The following is an 18,234-nucleotide window of genomic DNA, read 5'->3' as shown; positions in this document are numbered from 1 at the left end:
CATCCCTGGACTCAGTGGCAAATGCCACCTGCAACTATGGGAACCATGTCTGTAATATATCGGCTTGGTCCCCCGCAGGTAACCCATGCCACTATAATATCCTGACCCATGAAACAGCTTAGTCAGATATATCTTCTTTTGCTACTGGTGACCGGCGTTACCGGTTGTACGACCATTGGCTACTACAGCCAGGCGGTGAGCGGTCACCTGTCCCTGATGATGAACGGGGATTCGGTGGACGGGCTCATTGCCCGCGGCACCACACCCGATGACCTGAAACAGAAACTGACCACCAGCCAGCAGGCCCGGCGGTTTGCCCGCGATGCCCTTAGCTTGCCGGTGGGCGACGCTTTCACCGACTACGTTGCCCTGGACCGTCCATGGGTGGTGGTTAATCTGGTGGCGGTGCCCGAGTTCTCCCTGGAGCCCCACCGCTGGTGTTATCCGGTGCTTGGATGCCAGGCCTACCGGGGCTATTTCGAGCTCGACGACGCGGTGGCAGAACAGGCCGACTTCAGGGAAACCGGCTACGATACCTTCATCGGCGGGGTGACGGCCTATTCGACCCTGGGCTGGTTCGACGACCCGCTGCATTCCGGCTTTACCCGTATGTCCGACGACCGGATGGTCGCCCTGATGTTCCACGAACTGGCACACCGGGTCGTTTACATCGGTGACGACACCGCCTTTAACGAAAGCTTTGCGACTGCCGTCGAACTCGAGGGTCTGAAGCTGTGGTCTGATCGTCAGGGCAATCCCGACTCGTTCCAGCGGGCATTCGAGCGCTTGCAGCAGCGCAACCAGACCCTGGCGCTGGTGGAAACGACCACCACACGACTGGAGTCACTTTACCAACAGCGGGACCGTCTTCCGGTGGAGACCCTGCGCGAACAAAAAGCCGAGTTGCTGGCACAGCTGCTTCAGGACTATCTGGAATTATCCAGTCAATGGACCCAGCCCGGTCCGTTCGGCGAAAACCCGACCAGCCTGAACAACGCCAACCTCGCGCTGTTCAGGCAATACAATCAGCATGTCCCGGGGTTTCGTCAGTTGCTCAGAGACCAGAACCATGACTTCGAGGCGTTCTATCGGGCGGTGGAAGCGCTGTCCAAGCGCCCGGAAACCGAGCGCTCACGTCGACTGTCCGCGCTGTCAGAGCGGTTTGTAGAAGACTTTTGAGTTGCGCTGGGTGTTGTAGGAGGCCAGCTTGGGTCCCGGCAGGGATTGCACGGTGGATGTCTGAAAACCCCGCTCCCGAAACCAGTGCTCGGTTTGGGTAGTCAGCACGAACAGTTTACGGAGGCCCTGCGTCCTCGCCAGTTTTTCAACCATGGCCAGAATCTCATCACCCCGGCCCGCCCGGCGGTAGGATGGATCCACGGCAAAACAGGACAGCTCTCCGCTCTCTTCCTCAGGGTAGCTGTACAGGGCGGCGCAACCGACGATCGTGCCGTCCCGTTCAGCCACCACAAACCGGTCGATCTCGGTCTCCAGCATTTCCCGGGACCGGCGGACCAGAATGCCCTGCTCCTCCAGCGGCTGAATCAGCTCCAGGATACCGCCGATATCCTCAACCCGGGCCTGCCGGATCTGCTCGTAGTTGTCTCCGCTGACCAGGGTTCCTGAGCCATCCCGGGTGAACATTTCCTCCAGCAGTGCGCCGTCATCAACATAGCTGATGATATGGGCCCGGCGAACACCTTTGACACAGGCATCACAGGCCGCCCGCAACAGCGACGCATCATGACCGGTCACGGCGCCGGCGGCGAGGCGTTCCGATGCCTGCCGTGCCGAAAGTTCGCGGATCAGGGAACCGTCTTCCTCGAGCAGGCCCTGATCGTCGATGAAGACGATCAGCTTTTCGGCCTGCAATGCGGCCGCGACCTGACTGCCCACATCTTCGTAGGACAGGTTGAAAACATCGCCGGTGGGGGAGTAGCCCAGCGGCGGCAGCAGCACGATGTTCCCCAGTTCCAGAAGTTTTTCAATGCCCGCCACGTCGATCCGCCTGACTTTGCCGGTATGGCCGAAATCAATACCGTCGAGCACGCCAACCGGTCGGGCTGCAACGTAGTTGCCACTGCTGACCCGGATCCGGGCGTTGTGCATGGGCGAATTCACCAACCCCATGGACAGCTGGCTCTCCAGATAGGCCCGGAGGCCGCCGATGGCCTCCATCACCATGGGCAAGTGCTGCTCAGGCGTAATCCGCAGCCCCCGTGCGAAGGTCGACTCCACGCCAGCGCCGTCAAGTCGGGCCTGGATCTGGGGACGGGCGCCGAAGGCCACCACCAGTTTCACACCCAGACTGCTCAGCAATACGATGTCATGGATGATGTTGATGAAATTGCCGTGCTCAATGGCATCACCCGGAATGGTCAACACCACCGTCCGACCCCGGTGGGCATTGATGTAGGGCGATGAGTGGCGGAACCCGTGCAGCCAGTCGTTCGATTTCAACCCGCTCTCCAAATCAGTCGTTACAGGCAGTCTAAAGACAGAATTGTCTGATCAGCCCCTTCAGGATCCGGACTGTCGGCTCCAGCTGGGACAGTTCCAGAAACTCATCGGGCTGGTGAGCCTGGTCGATGGATCCCGGCCCCAAAACCAGCGTCTCCAGCCCCAGCTTCTGCAGCCAGGGTGCCTCGGTTGCGAACGCCACGGCATGGGCAGTGTGTCCGGTCAGTTTTTCACAGGCCTTCACCAAGGCCGCATCGGCCGGTGTTTCAAAGGGAGGCACGCCGTCGAACAGGGGCTCGAAAACCATCCCCAGCTCGCGGCGTTCGGCAACCGGCTGAACCCGGTTCAGGATCGCCTGCCTCAGGGCCTCCATGTCCATGCCCGGCAAGGGCCGGAGGTCAAAGTGCAGCTCACACTGGGCACAGATACGGTTGGGATTATCTCCTCCGTGGATGCACCCCAGGTTCAGCGTTGGCACCTGAACTTCAAAGTTCGGGTTGTGGTACTGCTGCTGCCATTGGCTGCGCAGGGCCAGTAACTCGGTCAGGGCCTCATGCATGCCTTCGAGGGCATTGCGGCCCAGAGCCGGGTTCGAGGAATGGCCGGACTGGCCTTCGAACTTCAGGCGCTCCATCATGATGCCCTTGTGCATGCGCACCGGTTTCAGGCTGGTGGGCTCACCAATCACCGCATAGCGGGCCTTGGGCTTGCCAGCCTCGGCAAGCGCCCGGGCGCCGTTCATGGAACTCTCCTCGTCGGCGGTCGCCAGAATGATCAGCGGCTCCTTCAAGGTCATTCCGGCGTACTCCCGGGCGGCCTCAATGGCCAGTGCGAAAAACCCCTTCATGTCACAGGTGCCCAGGCCGTACCAGCGGTCGTCCCGTTCGGTCAGGGTAAAGGGGTCACTCTGCCAGCGCTTGTCATCGTAGGGCACAGTGTCGGTGTGGCCGGAGAGTACGAGGCCACCCGGCCCGCTCCCGAGGGTCGCGATCAGATTGAACTTGCCCGGCATACCCGGCACTTCCAGGATCTCGACGGCAAAGCCGAGCGGCTCCAGCCACTCGGCCAGTGTCCGGACCACCGGCTCGTTACTGTGATCCCAGTTGGCGGAAGCGCTGCTGATGGACGGCAGGGATATGAGGCGCGCCAGCATGTCCTTAATGCCGGGCACCGACGCGGTATTGACTGCAGACTGAGACATAGGTGTTCCTCAGACCCGTTTAAGGGTCGTTACTTGCGGCCGCGGCGCCAGACCTCGAGGTCCGTGATAGCGCGAACCAGCATCGGGTAGGCCACTTCTCCTCCGGCGACCACCCGGGCAACTTCCAGCTCACGGTCGCTGACACTGACCAGACGCCCCTCCACCACGTTGTTGTTGGAAAGCGTCACCCGGACCCTGCGATCAATCCACTGCCCGGCGGTCTTGATGGAGCCAGCATACCACCCTTCCACATCGGGATTCTCTTCCGAGGCGGCCGCCCCGGCTCCCTCGTCAGCCGGCGCCTCGGCAATCAAGGGCGCTTCACGGAGAAACACATCCGGTACCCTGGCGCCATTGTAGGCCACCTGCCACTCGGTGCCGTCATCCCCGCCACTGGCCGGGTAGACCGGAATGCCCATGGTCTCAGCCGCCGGATCCAGCGTTGCCGTCAACTCGCCGCCTTCAAGCAACCACTGGCGGTACAGCGCCAGCAACTGATCACTGGCGACCAATCCCCGGGCTTGCAGGCCCTCGCGGAACGCCGCCAGCACCCGACCGGCCCATTCCGGCGGCTCAAGGCCGGCTTCACGGGCGCAATAGGCCGCGACCCGTCGCATCAGGCCACCGTCGCGAAGCGTGACCGTCATCGGCTCGGCGCTGCTCTCTGGCAGACTTTCGAGATCAAGAAGGTTGATCCGGGCACCGGGCCAGTCCAGCTCCACACTGCCGGTACCCGCCGTATTCAACTCTATAGACAGCCCTCTGGCGCGCTGCTGGAGCAGGAACTCGCCCCCCAGACCGGTAATGCCCATGCGCATGAGATCCCCGCTGCCCAGTCGCTGACGGGGATCCGGCGCACAGGACAGGACGAACAGGGCCGGCTCACCGGCGCTGTTCTCACCCTCGGCGGTTACCCAGTTGCGGAACATGGTCGCCTCAAGCACGAGACCGATCCCTTCGGCCTGCAACGACCAGCTCCCGGATAACGACGCGGGATCCGCCAGCGCCATGACGAGATCGACCGGTGAGCCCGCATCCAGCTCCACCCGACCGATCTCCAGGGCACGGGTCAGGCGGAAGTCCTGCCAGCTGCTGCCGGAAAGCACCAGGCGCCCGTCCACCCCCGAGCTCATGGTTCCCCGCTCAAGCACCCCGTAGGATTCCAGTGCGGTTCGCATCTCAGCCAGGCGCTGATCTGCCAACCACCAGACCGCGCCCTTGAAGGCCACAAAACCAACCAGGCCCACAAGGACCAGCAACGTGAACAGGCGCTTCATCCCAAGACTCCTAAGGCAATGGCATCAGTTGCGGGAAATCAGGGTACCGACACCCTCGTCGGTGAAGATTTCCAGCAGACACGCGTGGGCAACACGGCCGTCGATGATGTGTGAGGTTCGAACGCCGTTCTCGACCGCGTTCAGGGCGCAGCGGATTTTTGGCAACATGCCACCATGAATGGTGCCGTCTTCAATCAGGTCATTGACCTGTTGAGCGGTCAGGCCGGTCAACACCTTGTCTTCCTTGCTCTTCAGTCCGGACACGTTAGTCAGGAGGATCAGCTTCTCCGCCTTCATCGCCTCGGCAACCTTGCCGGCAACCAGGTCGGCATTGATGTTGTAGGAGGCACCGTCCGGGCCAACCCCGATCGGCGCGATCACCGGGATCACGTTACTGCGGGTGAGCATGTCGATGACATCGACGTTGACGCTGGCGACCTCGCCCACGTGCCCGATATCAATGATTTCCGGACGTTCCAGTTCGGGAGAACGGTCGACCACCTCCAGTTTCCGGGCGCGGATCAGGTTGGCGTCCTTTCCGGTCAGACCCACGGCAGTGCCGCCCTGGGCGTTGATCAGCGACACAATTTCCTTGTTGACCTGGCCACCGAGGACCATCTCCACGACATCCATGGTTTCGGCATCGGTGACCCGCATGCCGTTCACGAAGCGGGACTTGATATTCAGGCGCTCCAGCAGTTCACCAATCTGGGGCCCGCCGCCGTGGACAACGATGGGGTTGATTCCGACCAGCTTCATCAGCACCACATCCCGGGCAAAGCTGCTTTTCAGTTCCTCATTCTCCATGGCGTTACCGCCGTACTTGATCACCACCGTTTTTCCGGTAAACCGTTGAATATACGGCAGGCCCCGACTCAGAACCGACGCCACTTGCATTGCTGTATCACGATCCAACGCCATCTTGTTGCCTATTGATCCTTAGTTAAACGTTGTCTGGGCAGCGTTCAGAAATCCGCTGTGACGTCCGGGGCCGCCTTGTGCAGCTGCTCCCGGAAAATCCCCTTGATCCGCTCCAGACCCTGTTCGGTTTCCGCTTCAAATCGCAGAACCAGTACCGGTGTCGTGTTGGAGGCCCGGCACAACCCCCAGCCGTCGGCGTAATCGACACGGATACCGTCTATGGTACTGATGTTTCCGTCGCCGAAGTCGCCTTCCTGACCAAGACGTTCAATGATCGCGAATTTGCTGCTTTCGGTCACCTCGACATTCAGCTCCGGCGTGCTGATATCTTCCGGGAAATCCTCGAACACCTCATCGCTGTGCCGGTCTTCAATGCCCAAGATCTCCAGTAAGCGGGCCGCCGAGTACAGACCGTCATCGAAACCGTACCAGCGTTCACCGAAGAAGATGTGACCGCTCATCTCTCCGGCCAGCAGGGCACCGGTCTCCTTCATCTTGGCCTTCATCAGGGAATGGCCGGTTTTCCACATGATCGGACGACCACCCGCCTCCGAGATCACACCGGCGAGGCGCCGGCTGCACTTGACGTCGTAAAGCACATCGGCCCCGGGGTTGCGGGACACCACGTCCCGGGCGAACAGCATGAGCAGGCGGTCCGGCCAGATGATCTTGCCGGAGTTGGTGACCACGCCGAGACGGTCGCCGTCGCCGTCGAAAGCCAGGCCAATGTCCGCCCCTTCCTGCTTCACCCGGGCAATCAGGTCCGCCAGGTTGGCCGGTTTGCCCGGATCAGGATGATGATTCGGGAAATCACCGTCCACCTCACAATAGAGCGGGGTCACCTCACACCCCAGCTCCTCTACCAGCATCGGCGCCAACTCACCGGCGATGCCGTTGCCGGCATCCACCACCACCTTGAGCGGAGCAGCCACGGCGATGTCACCGACGATCCGGTCGAGATAGGCCCGGCGGACGTCCTCAGTGGACTGGCCACCCTGACCACTGGCGAAATTCCCCGTCCGGATACGCTGATACAGTTTCTGAATCGCTTCACCCGACAGGGTTTCGCCACCGAGCATGATCTTCAGGCCATTGTAATTGGCGGGATTGTGGCTGCCGGTAACCATTACGCCGGAGCCGGTCTGGAGCTCGTGGGTGGCGAAGTAGAGCACCGGAGTCGGCACCGCCCCGACGTGGATCACGTCGCAGCCGCTTGCCATGATCCCGCGTGCCAGGGCATCCGCAAGCTCGGGACTGGAATGGCGGCCATCGTAACCGACGCAGATGGCATTGATTCCGCGCTCGCTGGCTTCCGAACCGATGGCCCGGCCGATCACCTGAACACCGTCGGCCGTCAGGGTGTCACCGACAATGCCCCGGATGTCGTAAGCCCGGAAAATATCCGGTGAAAGCTCCAAGGCCGGCCCCGCAGTTTCTTCCACCTCCGGCGCATTGGAGCCAAACACGGTGTTGTCGCCACTGCCAAAACCGAGAACATCTTCGTCCCCATCCAACATGTCGATATCCGGCATGTCCTTGTCCTGAAATAACGGCTCGTCCGCCGGTGCCTTCGCCGGTTTCTGGCCGGCTGTCTTCTTCGGCCGGGCCGCTTCCACCGCTTTGACAATGCGCCGGTCGACGAGCTGAGACAACCGGAACAGGACCTCGCCGGTGGACGCCACCATGTCCCACTTGAAGGCAGGCAACTTAACCCGTTCGCCCCCGAACACCTTGTGCGCCCACTGGATCAGGGCAGCAATGTCCTGCCGGAGCCCGCGTTGGGCGCCGCCGAGCAGAAGCCAGACCAGAATAGCCGCAACCAGTACAGGCCCCCCCACCAGCGCGGCCACCATCACCAGGTCCACCGGCGCAGTCGCGCCCCTCGCCGGGGTGTAGGCCACCGACCAGTCCGGATTGTTCAGCGACCGGGTTTCCGCTGGGCCCGAGGCACTGCCCTGACTGACCACAGTCCGAGCCGCACCGCCCACACTCTGGGTGAGTGCCAGCTGACCGCCGAGGTCTGAATTGACGACCGTCAGCAGAGGTTGCAGTCGGGTAGCCTCAAAAATCACCAGCAGGCTGCCGACCACCGCGTTATTGGCCAGATTTCGGACCGGCGTGGCCATCTGGAGCAACCAGCGGTTGTCGCGGGGAAAGGCATCCGGATGAAGCGGCTTGCCGGTTTCCGCCCGTCGGGCCAGTTCCAGTCCGGCGAACCCCAGCAAGCCTTCGTTGCTGGCGGTCCGGGGTATGTCACCGTAGGGGAACAGATGCACGGCCTGAATACCGGGCAGGGCCGCGGCCAGGCTCGCTTCGGCTTCAGCATTGCCACCGGGTCCGGTCAACGCGGCAAGAACATCCGGCCGGGTGGCGAGACCATTGACACTGGCCTGCATCAGTTCCAGATACTGGTTCAGCCGCAGCGCCGCCGCATCGGCTTCCACGGCTTTCTGGGCTGCGAACCGTTCCGTTGCCGCAGGCTGAACGGCGAAGAAGTGGATCAGGGCCGCCGCAACAACGCCGGCGAGGATGACAACCAGAGCCTGGGTCGTCGCAACAGAATCGAGGCGCTTGAGCCCTGACCCGCCCAACGCCTTTTTCCTGCCAGTTTTCGCGGCCTTCTTTTTCGTTGGCTTTTCATCACCGGACGCGTCGGACGTCTTCTTCTTACCCAGCTTCATAGTCCATCCTGCAGTTGTATTTTTTCATCCTGGACAAGGATTTTTTGCAAAGTATAGCCGTCGTCTCGGCCAGAGCCGGCTCAGTGGGTGCCCGTTGAACCAAAACCGCCTTCGCCACGGTCGCTGCTATCAAACTCGGAGACCACTTCGAGGTCAGCCTGCACAACCGGCACCAGCACCAGCTGGGCGATGCGTTCTCCGACCTCCACGGTGAAGGTGGTTTGCCCTCGATTCCAGCAGGACACCATCAGTTCGCCCTGATAATCCGAGTCGATGAGCCCGACCAGGTTTCCAAGGACGATGCCGTGTTTATGGCCCAGGCCGCTGCGCGGAAGAATCATGGCCGCCAGACCAGGATCGCCAATGTGAATGGACAGTCCGGTCCGGATCAGTTGCGTCTGGCCCGGCTCCAGGGTCAGTGGCTCGTCCAGGCAGGCCCGGAGATCCAGACCGGCAGAGCCATCGGTGGCGTATTCCGGAAACGCAATCTGTTGTCCGATGCGGTCATCAAGGACCCGCACCTGCAGTTTTTTTCTGGTCATGAATCATCCTTTATCGCATAGGCGGGCCGCGAACATCGGTCAGTCCGCCGCCCTGTCGAGATGCTCACCGATCAACGCCACCAGGCGATCGGCGATCTGTTGCTTGCTTTCCGGCCCGATCGATGTCTGGCCTTCCGGCCAGAATACGGTGACCGCATTATTTTCGCTGTTGAAACCCAGTCCCGGGACCGACACGTCATTGGCCACGATCATTCGGAGCTTCTTACGCTGCATTTTATCTCGCGCGTACCGGGCCACATCGGTCGTTTCCGCGGCAAAACCAACGGCGAAAGGCGCGTCCGTCCGCGCGGCAATCGTCGCCAGCGTGTCGGGGTTGCGCACCAGGGGCAACACCATCTGGTCACTGGACTTCTTGATCTTGTCGCCGGCACAGGTTTCCGGGCGATAGTCAGCCACCGCCGCACTGGCGATAAACACGTCGCAACCCTCATCAACGGCGGCAGAGGATTCACGCAACATGTCCTCGGCCGTGACCACGTTGCGAACCTGAATACCCGGCGGTACCGGAATTGTCACCGGCCCGCTGACCAGCACCACCGCAGCGCCGGCATCCCGGGCCGCTGCAGCCAGGGCGTAGCCCATCCGGCCAGAACTGTGATTGCTGATGTAACGCACCGGGTCGATCGGCTCGCGGGTCGGGCCGGCGGTGATCACCACCCGCTTTCCCGCCAGTGGACCATCGCGCCCGTCGCTGTTTATGAGTCCGGCCAGCACCAGGGGCTCCAGCATTCTGCCCGGGCCGGTATCACCACAGGCCTGCTCGCCCTGATCCGGCCCCCACAGAGTGATCTGAGGGTCCTCCTGCAGCAGCCGGATGTTCCGCCGGGTGCGGTGATTGCCCCACATCGCCTGATTCATCGCCGGGGCCACGGCAATCGGCGCCTCGGTGGCACAGCACAGGGTTGTGAGAAGATCATCGGCCATGCCCTGGGCAAGGCGGGCAATGAAATCGGCGGAGGCCGGCGCAATGACCACCTGATCGGCCCATTTCGCCAGCTCAATGTGCCCCATACCCGCTTCGGCCTCCGGATCCAGCAAGGAGGTGCGCACCGGCTCGCCGCTGAGCGCCTGGAACGTCAGTGGCGTCACAAAGGCCTCCGCGCCCCGGGTCATCACCACCCGCACGCTATGACCGGCCTTTTTCAACAGACGAACCAGTTCTGCACTTTTATAAGCGGCAATGCCACCGGTGATGCCGAGCAGAATTCGTTTGGCAGCCATACGGGCTCCGTATCCTCGTAAAAATAAAGGCTTATAAGATAGCACGCTCTGCCATTACAGGCAGCCTGCTTACCCATCCTGACGTTTACCGATTGTTACTTTTTCAAGTAACCTTTGTAACCCTGAGACTTACATCCCGGCGCCGGACGCGCCCGCCACGACACCACCCGATCTGCAAGGAAGCAACCATGCCCAATCCCGCCTGGCCCATGGACGAACGTCCCCGGGAACGCCTGCTCACTCACGGCGCTCCATCACTTTCCGATGCCGAGTTACTGGCGATCTTTCTCCGCACCGGCACAGCCGGCACCCCGGTGATGACGATGGCCCGCGCCCTGATCTCCGAGTTCGGCAGCCTGCGCGGCTTGATCACCGCCTCACGTACTCAGTTCTGCGGTGTGAAAGGGCTCGGAACCGCCAAGTACGCACAGGTCCAGGCCGCCATGGAAATGGCAAGGCGCGTGATGGACGAACCGCTACGCCAAGGCGACCCGCTGCGCTCACCGGAAGACACCCGGCGTTTTCTGACCAGCCGTCTTGCCACCTACCCTCACGAAGTGTTTGCGGGCCTGTTTCTTGATAACCGGCACCGGATCATCCAGTACCGGGAATTGTTTCGCGGTACCATCGACGGTGCCGCCGTCTATCCGCGCGAGGTGGTCCGCCAAGCACTGGACGATAACGCGGCCGCGGTGATCTTCGCCCACAATCACCCGTCCGGGGTGGCCGAACCCAGCCAGGCCGACATCGCGCTGACCCGAAGACTCAAGGAAGCGCTTGATTTGGTCGATATCAGGGTTCTTGACCATATGGTTGTTGGCCACGGTGAGGTAATATCGCTCGCTGAACGGGGATTGATGTGACTGCCGGAACGTGGCCTCCGGAAAACTGGCCAATTTCCCAACAATTTTTTGCGTTGGGGGGCGAGTTCTGGTATAAAAGCGTCCCTTTCTGGCGGCGTCTGGCGAGCAGCCTTCAGTTTAGAGGCTCGAACAGGGGCGCAAGCGCTCCTCAGCAACCAGAGACGCATTAAAAACGAATTCGTATTATTGAGACCATTGCTCAGGTCGGAGGCAAGTATGTCCAGAGTTTGTCAGGTTACCGGTAAGCGTCCGGTATCCGGTAACAACGTTTCCCACGCGATGAACCACACTCGTCGTCGTTTTCTGCCGAATCTGCAGAACCACCGTTTCTGGGTTGAGTCCGAGAAGCGTTTCGTGAAGCTGCGCGTTTCCACCAAGGGTATGCGCATCATCGACAAAAAAGGCATTGACGCTGTGCTGGCAGACCTTCGTGCCCGCGGCGAGAAATTTTAAGGAGCCGCATCATGCGCGAGAAAATCAAGCTGGTATCATCCGCAGGCACTGGTCACTTCTACACGACCAAAAAGAACAAGCGTAACACTCCGGAAAAAATCGAGATCAAAAAGTACGATCCGGTTGTCCGCAAGCACGTTGCGTACAAGGAAGCCAAGATCAAGTAATCACTGATCCGGCATCCAGAAAAACCCGGCCAGGCGCCGGGTTTTTTTTGTGCCTGACTACCCGGCGAGTTAAAAGGTTTCCAGATAGCCCTTGGGCAAGGCCACGTCCATGGCGATCGGCAAATGATCCGAGACCGGGTAACTGACCACCTCGGAGCGGCGGATCTCCAGCGACGGACTCACCAGAATGTGATCAAGCGCCTTCTCCGGTCGCCAGCTTGGGAAGCTGTGCGCCGAATCCGGCAACGGCACCAGGTCCGTATCCTTCAACGGCGTCTGAGTCAGCAGTTCTTCCGCGTGATTGTTCATATCCCCCATCAAGACCACGTGGCGGTAGTCGGCAATCTGCTCGCGAATGTAGCCAAGCTGGCGCTGCTGCGCGGTCTTGCTGAGGGACAGGTGCATGAGCACCAGCACCAGGGGATCCTCCGCGGAACCGTAACGGGCGATGATTGCGCCCCGTCCGGGGATGAGCCCGGGCAACTTGTGCTCGGTGACGTCCAGGGGCCGGAAGCGACTCAACAGACCGTTACTGTGCTGGGCAATCTGCCCCAGATTACGGTTCAGTTGCTGATACCAATACGGGATGCCTGAGGCTTCCGCCAAGTACTGAACCTGGTTGATATAGTTACTGCGCAGACTACCGCCATCGCATTCCTGCAGCGCGACGACGTCGTAATTACTGATCAGGTGGGCAATCCGGTCCAGAGTCTGGATCCGCTTGCGATGCGGGAGGATGTGCTGCCAACTTCGGGTCAGGTAATGTTGATAGGACGACGTGTTGATGCCCACCTGTATATTGAAGGTCAGCAACCGGATATGGCGGTGGGCTTCAAACTCGGGCACATGGTCAACTCCTGAGCAACTGCCGCGAGGCTTATGGACCGCCTTGTTATTCCCGTTCAGTTGCTTGCGGATTCGCTTGTACATTACCCCAGCCCCACTATGCATCTGGAAAGCCCGCAACCCGGAAGCCGCGGGCACGCCGGATTATTCCGCGCCAGCTTCACGCTCCCGGGCCACCAGATAGTCGACCACTTCCAGTGCCGCTTCATGGCTGCCAGCCATAGACGCACTCACCTTGTACTTACCATTTACCAGCATAGTCGGAACACCGGTGATTCGCGCGCCGCGGATCTTGGCCTGAGCCTGTTGCATTCGGGCATTCACGCCGAAACTCTCGTAGTTCTTGAGGAACGCTTGCGCGTCCACACCGTATCCGGCCACAAAGTCCGCCAGCGCCTCCGGGGTATTCAACGGACGCCGTTCGCCGGCCAGGGCATCGAACAGGGCATCGTGAACCTTGTCGAGTTCACCCATGGCCTCGAGGGCATAGTAAGCGCGGGCGTGGGGCTCCCAGGAACGCCCCAGGGCGGCCGGCAGCATTTCGAAGTCCACGTCAGCGGGCAGATCCTGTTCCCAGGCTTCGACCACCGGCTTGAAGTTGTAGCAGTGGGGGCATCCATACCAGAACACCTCGGCCACCTCGATCTTGCCATCACTGTCTGTGCGCACCGGTGTGTCCAACTTCTGATAGTGCGTTCCTTCCTCCCAGGTTTCTGCACTGACAGGTGCACCGAAAGCAAACACTGCAGCCAGGAAAGCCGCCGTTCCGAGTGTTCTTATCATTAGGCATCTCCGATCTTAGGGATTCGTAAGTGTGAGGAATTATGACCCAGGCAACCTGAAAAGTTCCACAGGCGAGTGAAAACCGCAGGTTACAGAGCCGTAAGCAACAAAAAACCCCGCATCAGGCGGGGTTTTCCGGTTTCAGGCCAGGCGACGGTCAGGCAATCAGTGCAGGCCGGACACGTAGTTGGCCACGGCCTCGATCTCTGCGTCGGTCAGCCTTGCGGCCACGTCCATCATGATCGCAGCGTTGGAACCGGTCGCCCGATCGCCGCTGCGGTAGGCCTTCAGTTGCTTGGTCACGTACTCGGCGTTCTGGCCGCCCAGGCGCGGATAGCCGCCGGGCTCATTGCCCTTGCCCTGCGGGCTGTGACAACCGGCACAGGCCGGAACGCCCGAGGCCATATTACCGCCGCGGTACAGGGCGGCGCCCTGTTCGATCAGATCCGGATTGGCCTGGCTGACAATCATCTCCTGACTGTCAAAGTAAGCCGCCAGATCCTGCAGCTCCTGATCCGACTTGCCGTCCAGCAATCCGGTCATTTCTGCGATAACGCGATCACCCGACTGGATGGCAACCAGCTGGTCGTGCAAGTAGTTTTCGCCCAACCCTGACAGCTTCGGGTACGCCCCCATAATGGGTTTCTGGCCACCCTGGCCGTGACAACTGGCACATACCGCCGCGCTCTGTTCGCCCGCTTGAGGATCTCCTGCCCCGTGAGCCATCGCTGTGAGGCTAACACCGAGAACAACTCCTGCGATCAGTTTTTTCATGCTCGCTCCGCTTCTCTCATCTTAAAGGTATTCTTCGTTGTGCAGCCGGCAGGCACTGATCAGTCAGGCTCAAAACCGGGGCTGACAGCGGTCGCGCTCAGCGCGCCGCCCGGAATTGGTGTAGCATTATACATTAATCCCTGATAACTGAAATCCAAAGGAAAGCCGACCGCTGTGGACCCTGATCTGACTCAAAAATCCCTATCTTTTAACAGTGCCCGCTTCTTGATCAGCGCCTCCCGGCTGGATGAGTGTCCGCCGGACTTCGGCGCTGAAGTGGCCTTTGCCGGGCGCTCCAATGCCGGCAAGTCCAGCGCACTCAATGCCATCACCGCCAACGGCAAACTGGCCCGCACCAGTAAAACCCCGGGCCGCACCCGCCTGATCAATTTTTTCACCCTGAACAGGGAAGGCTGCCGCCTGGTCGATCTCCCCGGCTACGGCTATGCCAAAGTCTCACGGGACATGAAGGACGATTGGCAAAAGCACCTCGGCCATTACCTGAACGATCGGCGCTGCCTGCGCGGCCTGGTTCTGGTGATGGACATCCGCCACCCGCTCACGGACTTCGATCAAATGATGGTGGAATGGTGTGAACATAACAACCTTCCGCTGATGATTCTTGCCACCAAGGCCGACAAGCTGAAATTCGGGCAGGCGAAAACCGCCATGATCGGCATCGCGAACAAGCTCAAGGCGTTTTCCTGCGTACAGCACCTGATCATGTTCTCGGCAACATCGAAACGGGGCGTAGATGACTGCCGTGAGGCACTGATCGACTGGCTGGAAGCACCGGAGGCGGACGAAGAACCCTGAGCCAAAAAGAAAAAACCGGTCTGCCAAACGACAGACCGGTAAAACGTCAGGGTTTGCGACGTGCTAAAACCTGAGAACTCACTCAGGAGACGCAAGAAATGTCCGGATTTCCCACGTCACAATCTGTGACGGGGATTTCGCGCAAAAGTTCCAATCCCGATTATTTTTTAACCAGACTTTCGATTTCTACTTACACCTCATACCGGAACGCCCTCGAGCCTGCGCTCGGGCAGGGACGGTCGATAGTTCTCGCGCAACGCCATCACCCGATCACGATAGGCCGGCGTGAGGTAGGGAATCTCGAGGGTCAGCACCTGATAGATTCCCTGCTTGAGTTCCGTCAGGGTCAGGGCGGCATAGGTTTCCTCGGCGTGGGCAGTTTTCAGGAACGCCATCCAGTTGGTGATTACCAGCCAGACATTCAGTGACATCGCCGCCCGCAGATTGTCGGGCTGCTCCTCGATGATACCGGCCTCCGACAACTTCTCGAAAATCCGGCTGATGGCACTCAGGCAGCGGTTGGTGAACTCCCGATAGTCCTTACGCAACCGGGAATCGCTGTCCAGGAGATACTCCAGATCCCGATGGAAGAACCGATAACTCCAGAGACCATCAAAAACCGACTCCAGGTAGAACGTCATATCATCCAGGGTCATGGCCCGGTCTTCCGGAATATCCAGGTAGTAATCCACCAGCTTCTCGTACTCGAGGAAGATCTCGTAAATGATGTCCGACTTGTTGCGGAAGTGGTAATACAGATTGCCCGGAGAGATCGCCAGGTGCGCCGCTATATGGTTGGTGGTGACGTTGCGTTCGCCCCGCTCGTTGAACAGCTCGAGGCTGGAAAGCAGTATCTTGTCTCTGGTTTTCATAAACATGTCGGCGGTTGTTGTTATATCGCTCACGGATGGCCTGATAGGCCATCGCCCCCTGCTTGACTCCCTAGAGTATATACTCTAATAATACCCCCAAGCGCAAATTGAGCATTTTTTCGCCACCACAATCAACAACAGACGGCCGCGCGATCGCAGCGGCGTCATTATTGGGGAGTACGCCATGGGAGCCACTGTCGTCCAGCTTACTGAAAGCAAGAAGCAGATCCAGCACACCCATCGGGTTTTCGAGGATCAGAAAAAAGCGTTCCGCAACAACCCCATGCCCTCACAGACCGAGCGCCAGGAAAACCTCAAACGCCTGAAGCGAGCCTTGCTGACCAACCAGGATCGCCTGCTGGAAGCCATTGACCGAGACTTCAGCTGCCGCTCGCGGGACGAATCCCTGATCGCCGAGGTGATGCCCTCGATCCAGGGCATCAACTACACCCTGAAAAACCTGAGTGGCTGGATGAAGCCCTCGAAACGCCATGTGTCGGTGCTGTTCCAGCCGGCCAGCAACAAGGTTCACTACCAGCCCAAGGGCGTGGTCGGTGTCATCGTGCCCTGGAACTACCCGTTGTACCTGGCCGTTGGCCCCCTGGTCGCCTCCCTTGCCGCCGGCAACCGGACCATGATCAAGATGTCCGAGTTCACTCCCCATACCGCGGCCCTGTTCAAGGAGATCATCGAGGCGTCGTTCCCGGAGGATCTGATCTCGGTGATTACCGGTGAAGCCGATGTCGCCGCCGATTTCTCGTCCCGGCCCTTCGACCATCTGCTGTTCACCGGCTCTACCTCCGTCGGCAAGCTGGTGATGCGGGCGGCGGCCGAGAACCTCACGCCGGTGACCCTGGAGCTGGGCGGCAAATCACCGGCCATTGTCTCTCCGGACGTTCCCATGGAGGATGCCGCCCAGCGCATTGCCTTCGGCAAGGCGTTCAATGCGGGTCAGACCTGCGTGGCACCGGACTATGTCCTGTGTCCCGCCGACCGGGTACAGGCCTTTGTGGACGAATTCCGCACCCGGTTTTCGGAAATGTACCCGAGCCTGCGGGATAACGACGATTTCACCGCCATCATCAATGAGCGCCAGTACGACCGCCTGCAGGGCTACCTTGAGGATGCCCGCGCCAAGGGCGCCGAGGTTATCGAGATCAATCCGGCCCGGGAAAACCTTGGTGACGGCACCCGGAAAATCCCCTTGACGCTGATCCTCAATACCACGCCGGACATGAAAGTGATGCAGGACGAGATCTTTGGTCCGTTACTGCCAATCGTGAGCTACAACGGCTTGGACGAGGCCCTGCATTACGTCAATGATCGCCCGCGGCCCCTGGCCCTGTATTTCTTTGGCTACGACAAGGATGAGCAGACGCACGTGGTGGAAAACACCCACTCCGGTGGCATGTGCATCAATGATGCGCTCATGCACGTCGCCCAGGATGATCTGCCGTTCGGCGGCATCGGTGACTCGGGCATGGGCCATTACCACGGCAAGGAAGGTTTCCTGACCTTCTCCCACCACCGGGCCATCTTCTCCAAACAGAAATTCAACAGCGGCAAATTTGTGTACGCACCGCACGGCACTGCCGGCCACAAGATGGTATACAAGTTCTTTATCCGCTAACGCCCAACGTGGGAGTCCGTTCAGGGCTCCCACCCGCTCCAAAAATAATAAGAGAACAGGATCCATGAACGATCAGCCGCAAGCCCGATCGCCCGCCCACGACCTTGCCCATCTCGACCGCCGAAGCTTCCTTAAAACCGGCGTGGGCGGCACCCTGTTACTTGGCACCGCGAGTGTCGCGGCAGGTCTTGGCGGATGCGCCACGGCGCCCGCCGGTTCTCAGGACGACGTCGGCGCCCGCACCGGCGCAGGCTACCAATTCCGGTTTCTGACCCGGGACGACATCCAGCTGTTCGAAGCCCTGTTGCCTGCCATGATCGGGCCTGCCCTGACGGAAGAGCCGCGGGCCCGCCGCGTCGCCATGACCTCAACCATCGAACGCATTGACGCGGGGATTTACAAATTCGGGCCCGCCAACCAGCGTGAGTTGCGCCGCCTGTTTGACCTGCTCAATTTCGGTGTTACCCGCGTCACCGTGGCCCGGGTCTGGTCAAGTTGGCCCAATGTAACCACCGCCGAGGCCGATGCATTTCTTGAACGCTGGCGTACCAGCGGCATTGGCCTGTTCAATAACGGCTACATCGCCCTGACCAAGATCAGCAATGTCGCCTTCTACGGCCACCAGGATCACTGGCATCTATCCGGCTACCCTGGACCGCCCCAGTGGGCCGTCGACGCCCTGCCCCATATCAAAAACGCCTGATTC

18 protein-coding genes are annotated in these 18,234 nt (G+C 60.3%); 7 read left to right on the top strand and 11 right to left on the bottom strand.

Translation table 11 applies throughout. The features are described 5' to 3' along the window. The first annotated feature begins 108 nt into the window (after nt 1-108). Nucleotides 109-1,179, top strand: coding sequence for an aminopeptidase (locus QQF73_RS01900; RefSeq protein WP_219867112.1), 1,071 nt, complete (start codon nt 109-111; stop codon nt 1,177-1,179). On the opposite strand, the gene argA is transcribed toward QQF73_RS01900, so the two are convergent. From argA to coaBC, 7 genes are all read right to left on the bottom strand, one after another. After that, complete coding sequence (gene argA, locus QQF73_RS01895; protein WP_285367039.1) at nt 1,153-2,460, bottom strand: amino-acid N-acetyltransferase; 1,308 nt, start codon at nt 2,458-2,460, stop codon at nt 1,153-1,155. The two genes, QQF73_RS01900 and argA, sit on opposite strands and share 27 nt — an antisense overlap. Nucleotides 2,461-2,491: 31 nt before the next feature. Beyond that, the gene (gene argE / locus QQF73_RS01890; RefSeq protein WP_285367038.1) at nt 2,492-3,661 is read right to left on the bottom strand and encodes an acetylornithine deacetylase; all 1,170 of its coding nucleotides are present in this window, start codon (nt 3,659-3,661) and stop codon (nt 2,492-2,494) included. A 29-nt stretch (nt 3,662-3,690) separates the two neighbouring features. Beyond that, nucleotides 3,691-4,938, bottom strand: a complete 1,248-nt coding sequence (locus tag QQF73_RS01885) for an acetylornithine deacetylase (RefSeq protein ID WP_285367037.1) — start codon at nt 4,936-4,938, stop codon at nt 3,691-3,693. Nucleotides 4,939-4,962: 24 nt separating this feature from the next. Beyond that, complete coding sequence (gene argB, locus QQF73_RS01880) at nt 4,963-5,859, bottom strand: acetylglutamate kinase (RefSeq protein ID WP_219867116.1); 897 nt, start codon at nt 5,857-5,859, stop codon at nt 4,963-4,965. A gap of 44 nt (nt 5,860-5,903) precedes the next feature. Next, complete coding sequence (locus QQF73_RS01875) at nt 5,904-8,540, bottom strand: phosphomannomutase/phosphoglucomutase (RefSeq protein WP_285367036.1); 2,637 nt, start codon at nt 8,538-8,540, stop codon at nt 5,904-5,906. 80 nt (nt 8,541-8,620) lie between these two features. Then, nucleotides 8,621-9,082 (bottom strand): dUTP diphosphatase, encoded by a 462-nt coding sequence (dut, locus tag QQF73_RS01870; protein ID WP_219867117.1) that lies wholly within the window; start codon nt 9,080-9,082, stop codon nt 8,621-8,623. A gap of 39 nt (nt 9,083-9,121) precedes the next feature. After that, on the bottom strand, nt 9,122-10,324 hold the full coding sequence (coaBC, locus tag QQF73_RS01865; protein WP_285367035.1) for a bifunctional phosphopantothenoylcysteine decarboxylase/phosphopantothenate--cysteine ligase CoaBC: 1,203 nt from the start codon (nt 10,322-10,324) through the stop codon (nt 9,122-9,124). Between the two features lie 188 nt (nt 10,325-10,512). Between coaBC and radC the strand changes: the two genes are divergently transcribed. The 3 genes from radC (at nt 10,513) to rpmG (ending at nt 11,807) form a co-directional block, all read left to right on the top strand. Then, nucleotides 10,513-11,187 carry a RadC family protein gene (gene radC, locus QQF73_RS01860; protein WP_219867119.1) on the top strand — a complete coding sequence of 225 codons (675 nt, stop codon included), beginning with the start codon at nt 10,513-10,515 and terminating at the stop codon, nt 11,185-11,187. 216 nt (nt 11,188-11,403) lie between these two features. Beyond that, the gene (rpmB, locus tag QQF73_RS01855; RefSeq protein WP_008173462.1) at nt 11,404-11,640 is read left to right on the top strand and encodes a 50S ribosomal protein L28; all 237 of its coding nucleotides are present in this window, start codon (nt 11,404-11,406) and stop codon (nt 11,638-11,640) included. A gap of 11 nt (nt 11,641-11,651) precedes the next feature. Continuing rightward, entirely contained in the window at nt 11,652-11,807 is a 156-nt protein-coding gene (rpmG, locus tag QQF73_RS01850; RefSeq protein ID WP_008173465.1) for a 50S ribosomal protein L33, read from the top strand. 69 nt (nt 11,808-11,876) lie between these two features. On the opposite strand, the gene QQF73_RS01845 is transcribed toward rpmG, so the two are convergent. The 3 genes from QQF73_RS01845 to QQF73_RS01835 form a co-directional block, all read right to left on the bottom strand. Then, complete coding sequence (locus tag QQF73_RS01845; protein ID WP_219867120.1) at nt 11,877-12,737, bottom strand: endonuclease/exonuclease/phosphatase family protein; 861 nt, start codon at nt 12,735-12,737, stop codon at nt 11,877-11,879. Nucleotides 12,738-12,797: 60 nt separating this feature from the next. After that, nucleotides 12,798-13,436 carry a thiol:disulfide interchange protein DsbA/DsbL gene (locus QQF73_RS01840; RefSeq protein ID WP_219867121.1) on the bottom strand — a complete coding sequence of 213 codons (639 nt, stop codon included), beginning with the start codon at nt 13,434-13,436 and terminating at the stop codon, nt 12,798-12,800. A gap of 165 nt (nt 13,437-13,601) precedes the next feature. Next, the gene (locus tag QQF73_RS01835) at nt 13,602-14,210 is read right to left on the bottom strand and encodes a c-type cytochrome (protein WP_219867122.1); all 609 of its coding nucleotides are present in this window, start codon (nt 14,208-14,210) and stop codon (nt 13,602-13,604) included. Between the two features lie 174 nt (nt 14,211-14,384). Between QQF73_RS01835 and yihA the strand changes: the two genes are divergently transcribed. Next, nucleotides 14,385-15,026 (top strand): ribosome biogenesis GTP-binding protein YihA/YsxC, encoded by a 642-nt coding sequence (gene yihA / locus QQF73_RS01830; protein WP_219867123.1) that lies wholly within the window; start codon nt 14,385-14,387, stop codon nt 15,024-15,026. Nucleotides 15,027-15,223: 197 nt separating this feature from the next. Here the strand turns inward: yihA and QQF73_RS01825 are convergent, their stop codons facing one another. Continuing rightward, nucleotides 15,224-15,898 carry a TetR/AcrR family transcriptional regulator gene (locus QQF73_RS01825; RefSeq protein WP_219867124.1) on the bottom strand — a complete coding sequence of 225 codons (675 nt, stop codon included), beginning with the start codon at nt 15,896-15,898 and terminating at the stop codon, nt 15,224-15,226. Nucleotides 15,899-16,082: 184 nt separating this feature from the next. Between QQF73_RS01825 and QQF73_RS01820 the strand changes: the two genes are divergently transcribed. Beyond that, nucleotides 16,083-17,528: a coniferyl aldehyde dehydrogenase gene (locus QQF73_RS01820; RefSeq protein WP_219867125.1), complete on the top strand. Its 1,446-nt coding sequence runs from the start codon at nt 16,083-16,085 to the stop codon at nt 17,526-17,528. Between the two features lie 64 nt (nt 17,529-17,592). Next, on the top strand, nt 17,593-18,231 hold the full coding sequence (locus QQF73_RS01815; protein WP_285367033.1) for a hypothetical protein: 639 nt from the start codon (nt 17,593-17,595) through the stop codon (nt 18,229-18,231). The last annotated feature ends 3 nt before the right edge of the window (nt 18,232-18,234 follow it).

It is taken from the genome of Marinobacter albus, assembly GCF_030238305.1.
Taxonomy (GTDB): domain Bacteria; phylum Pseudomonadota; class Gammaproteobacteria; order Pseudomonadales; family Oleiphilaceae; genus Marinobacter; species Marinobacter albus.
Note: the sequence above shows the minus strand (reverse complement) of the source record. Positions and strands in the feature narration are given on the sequence as shown.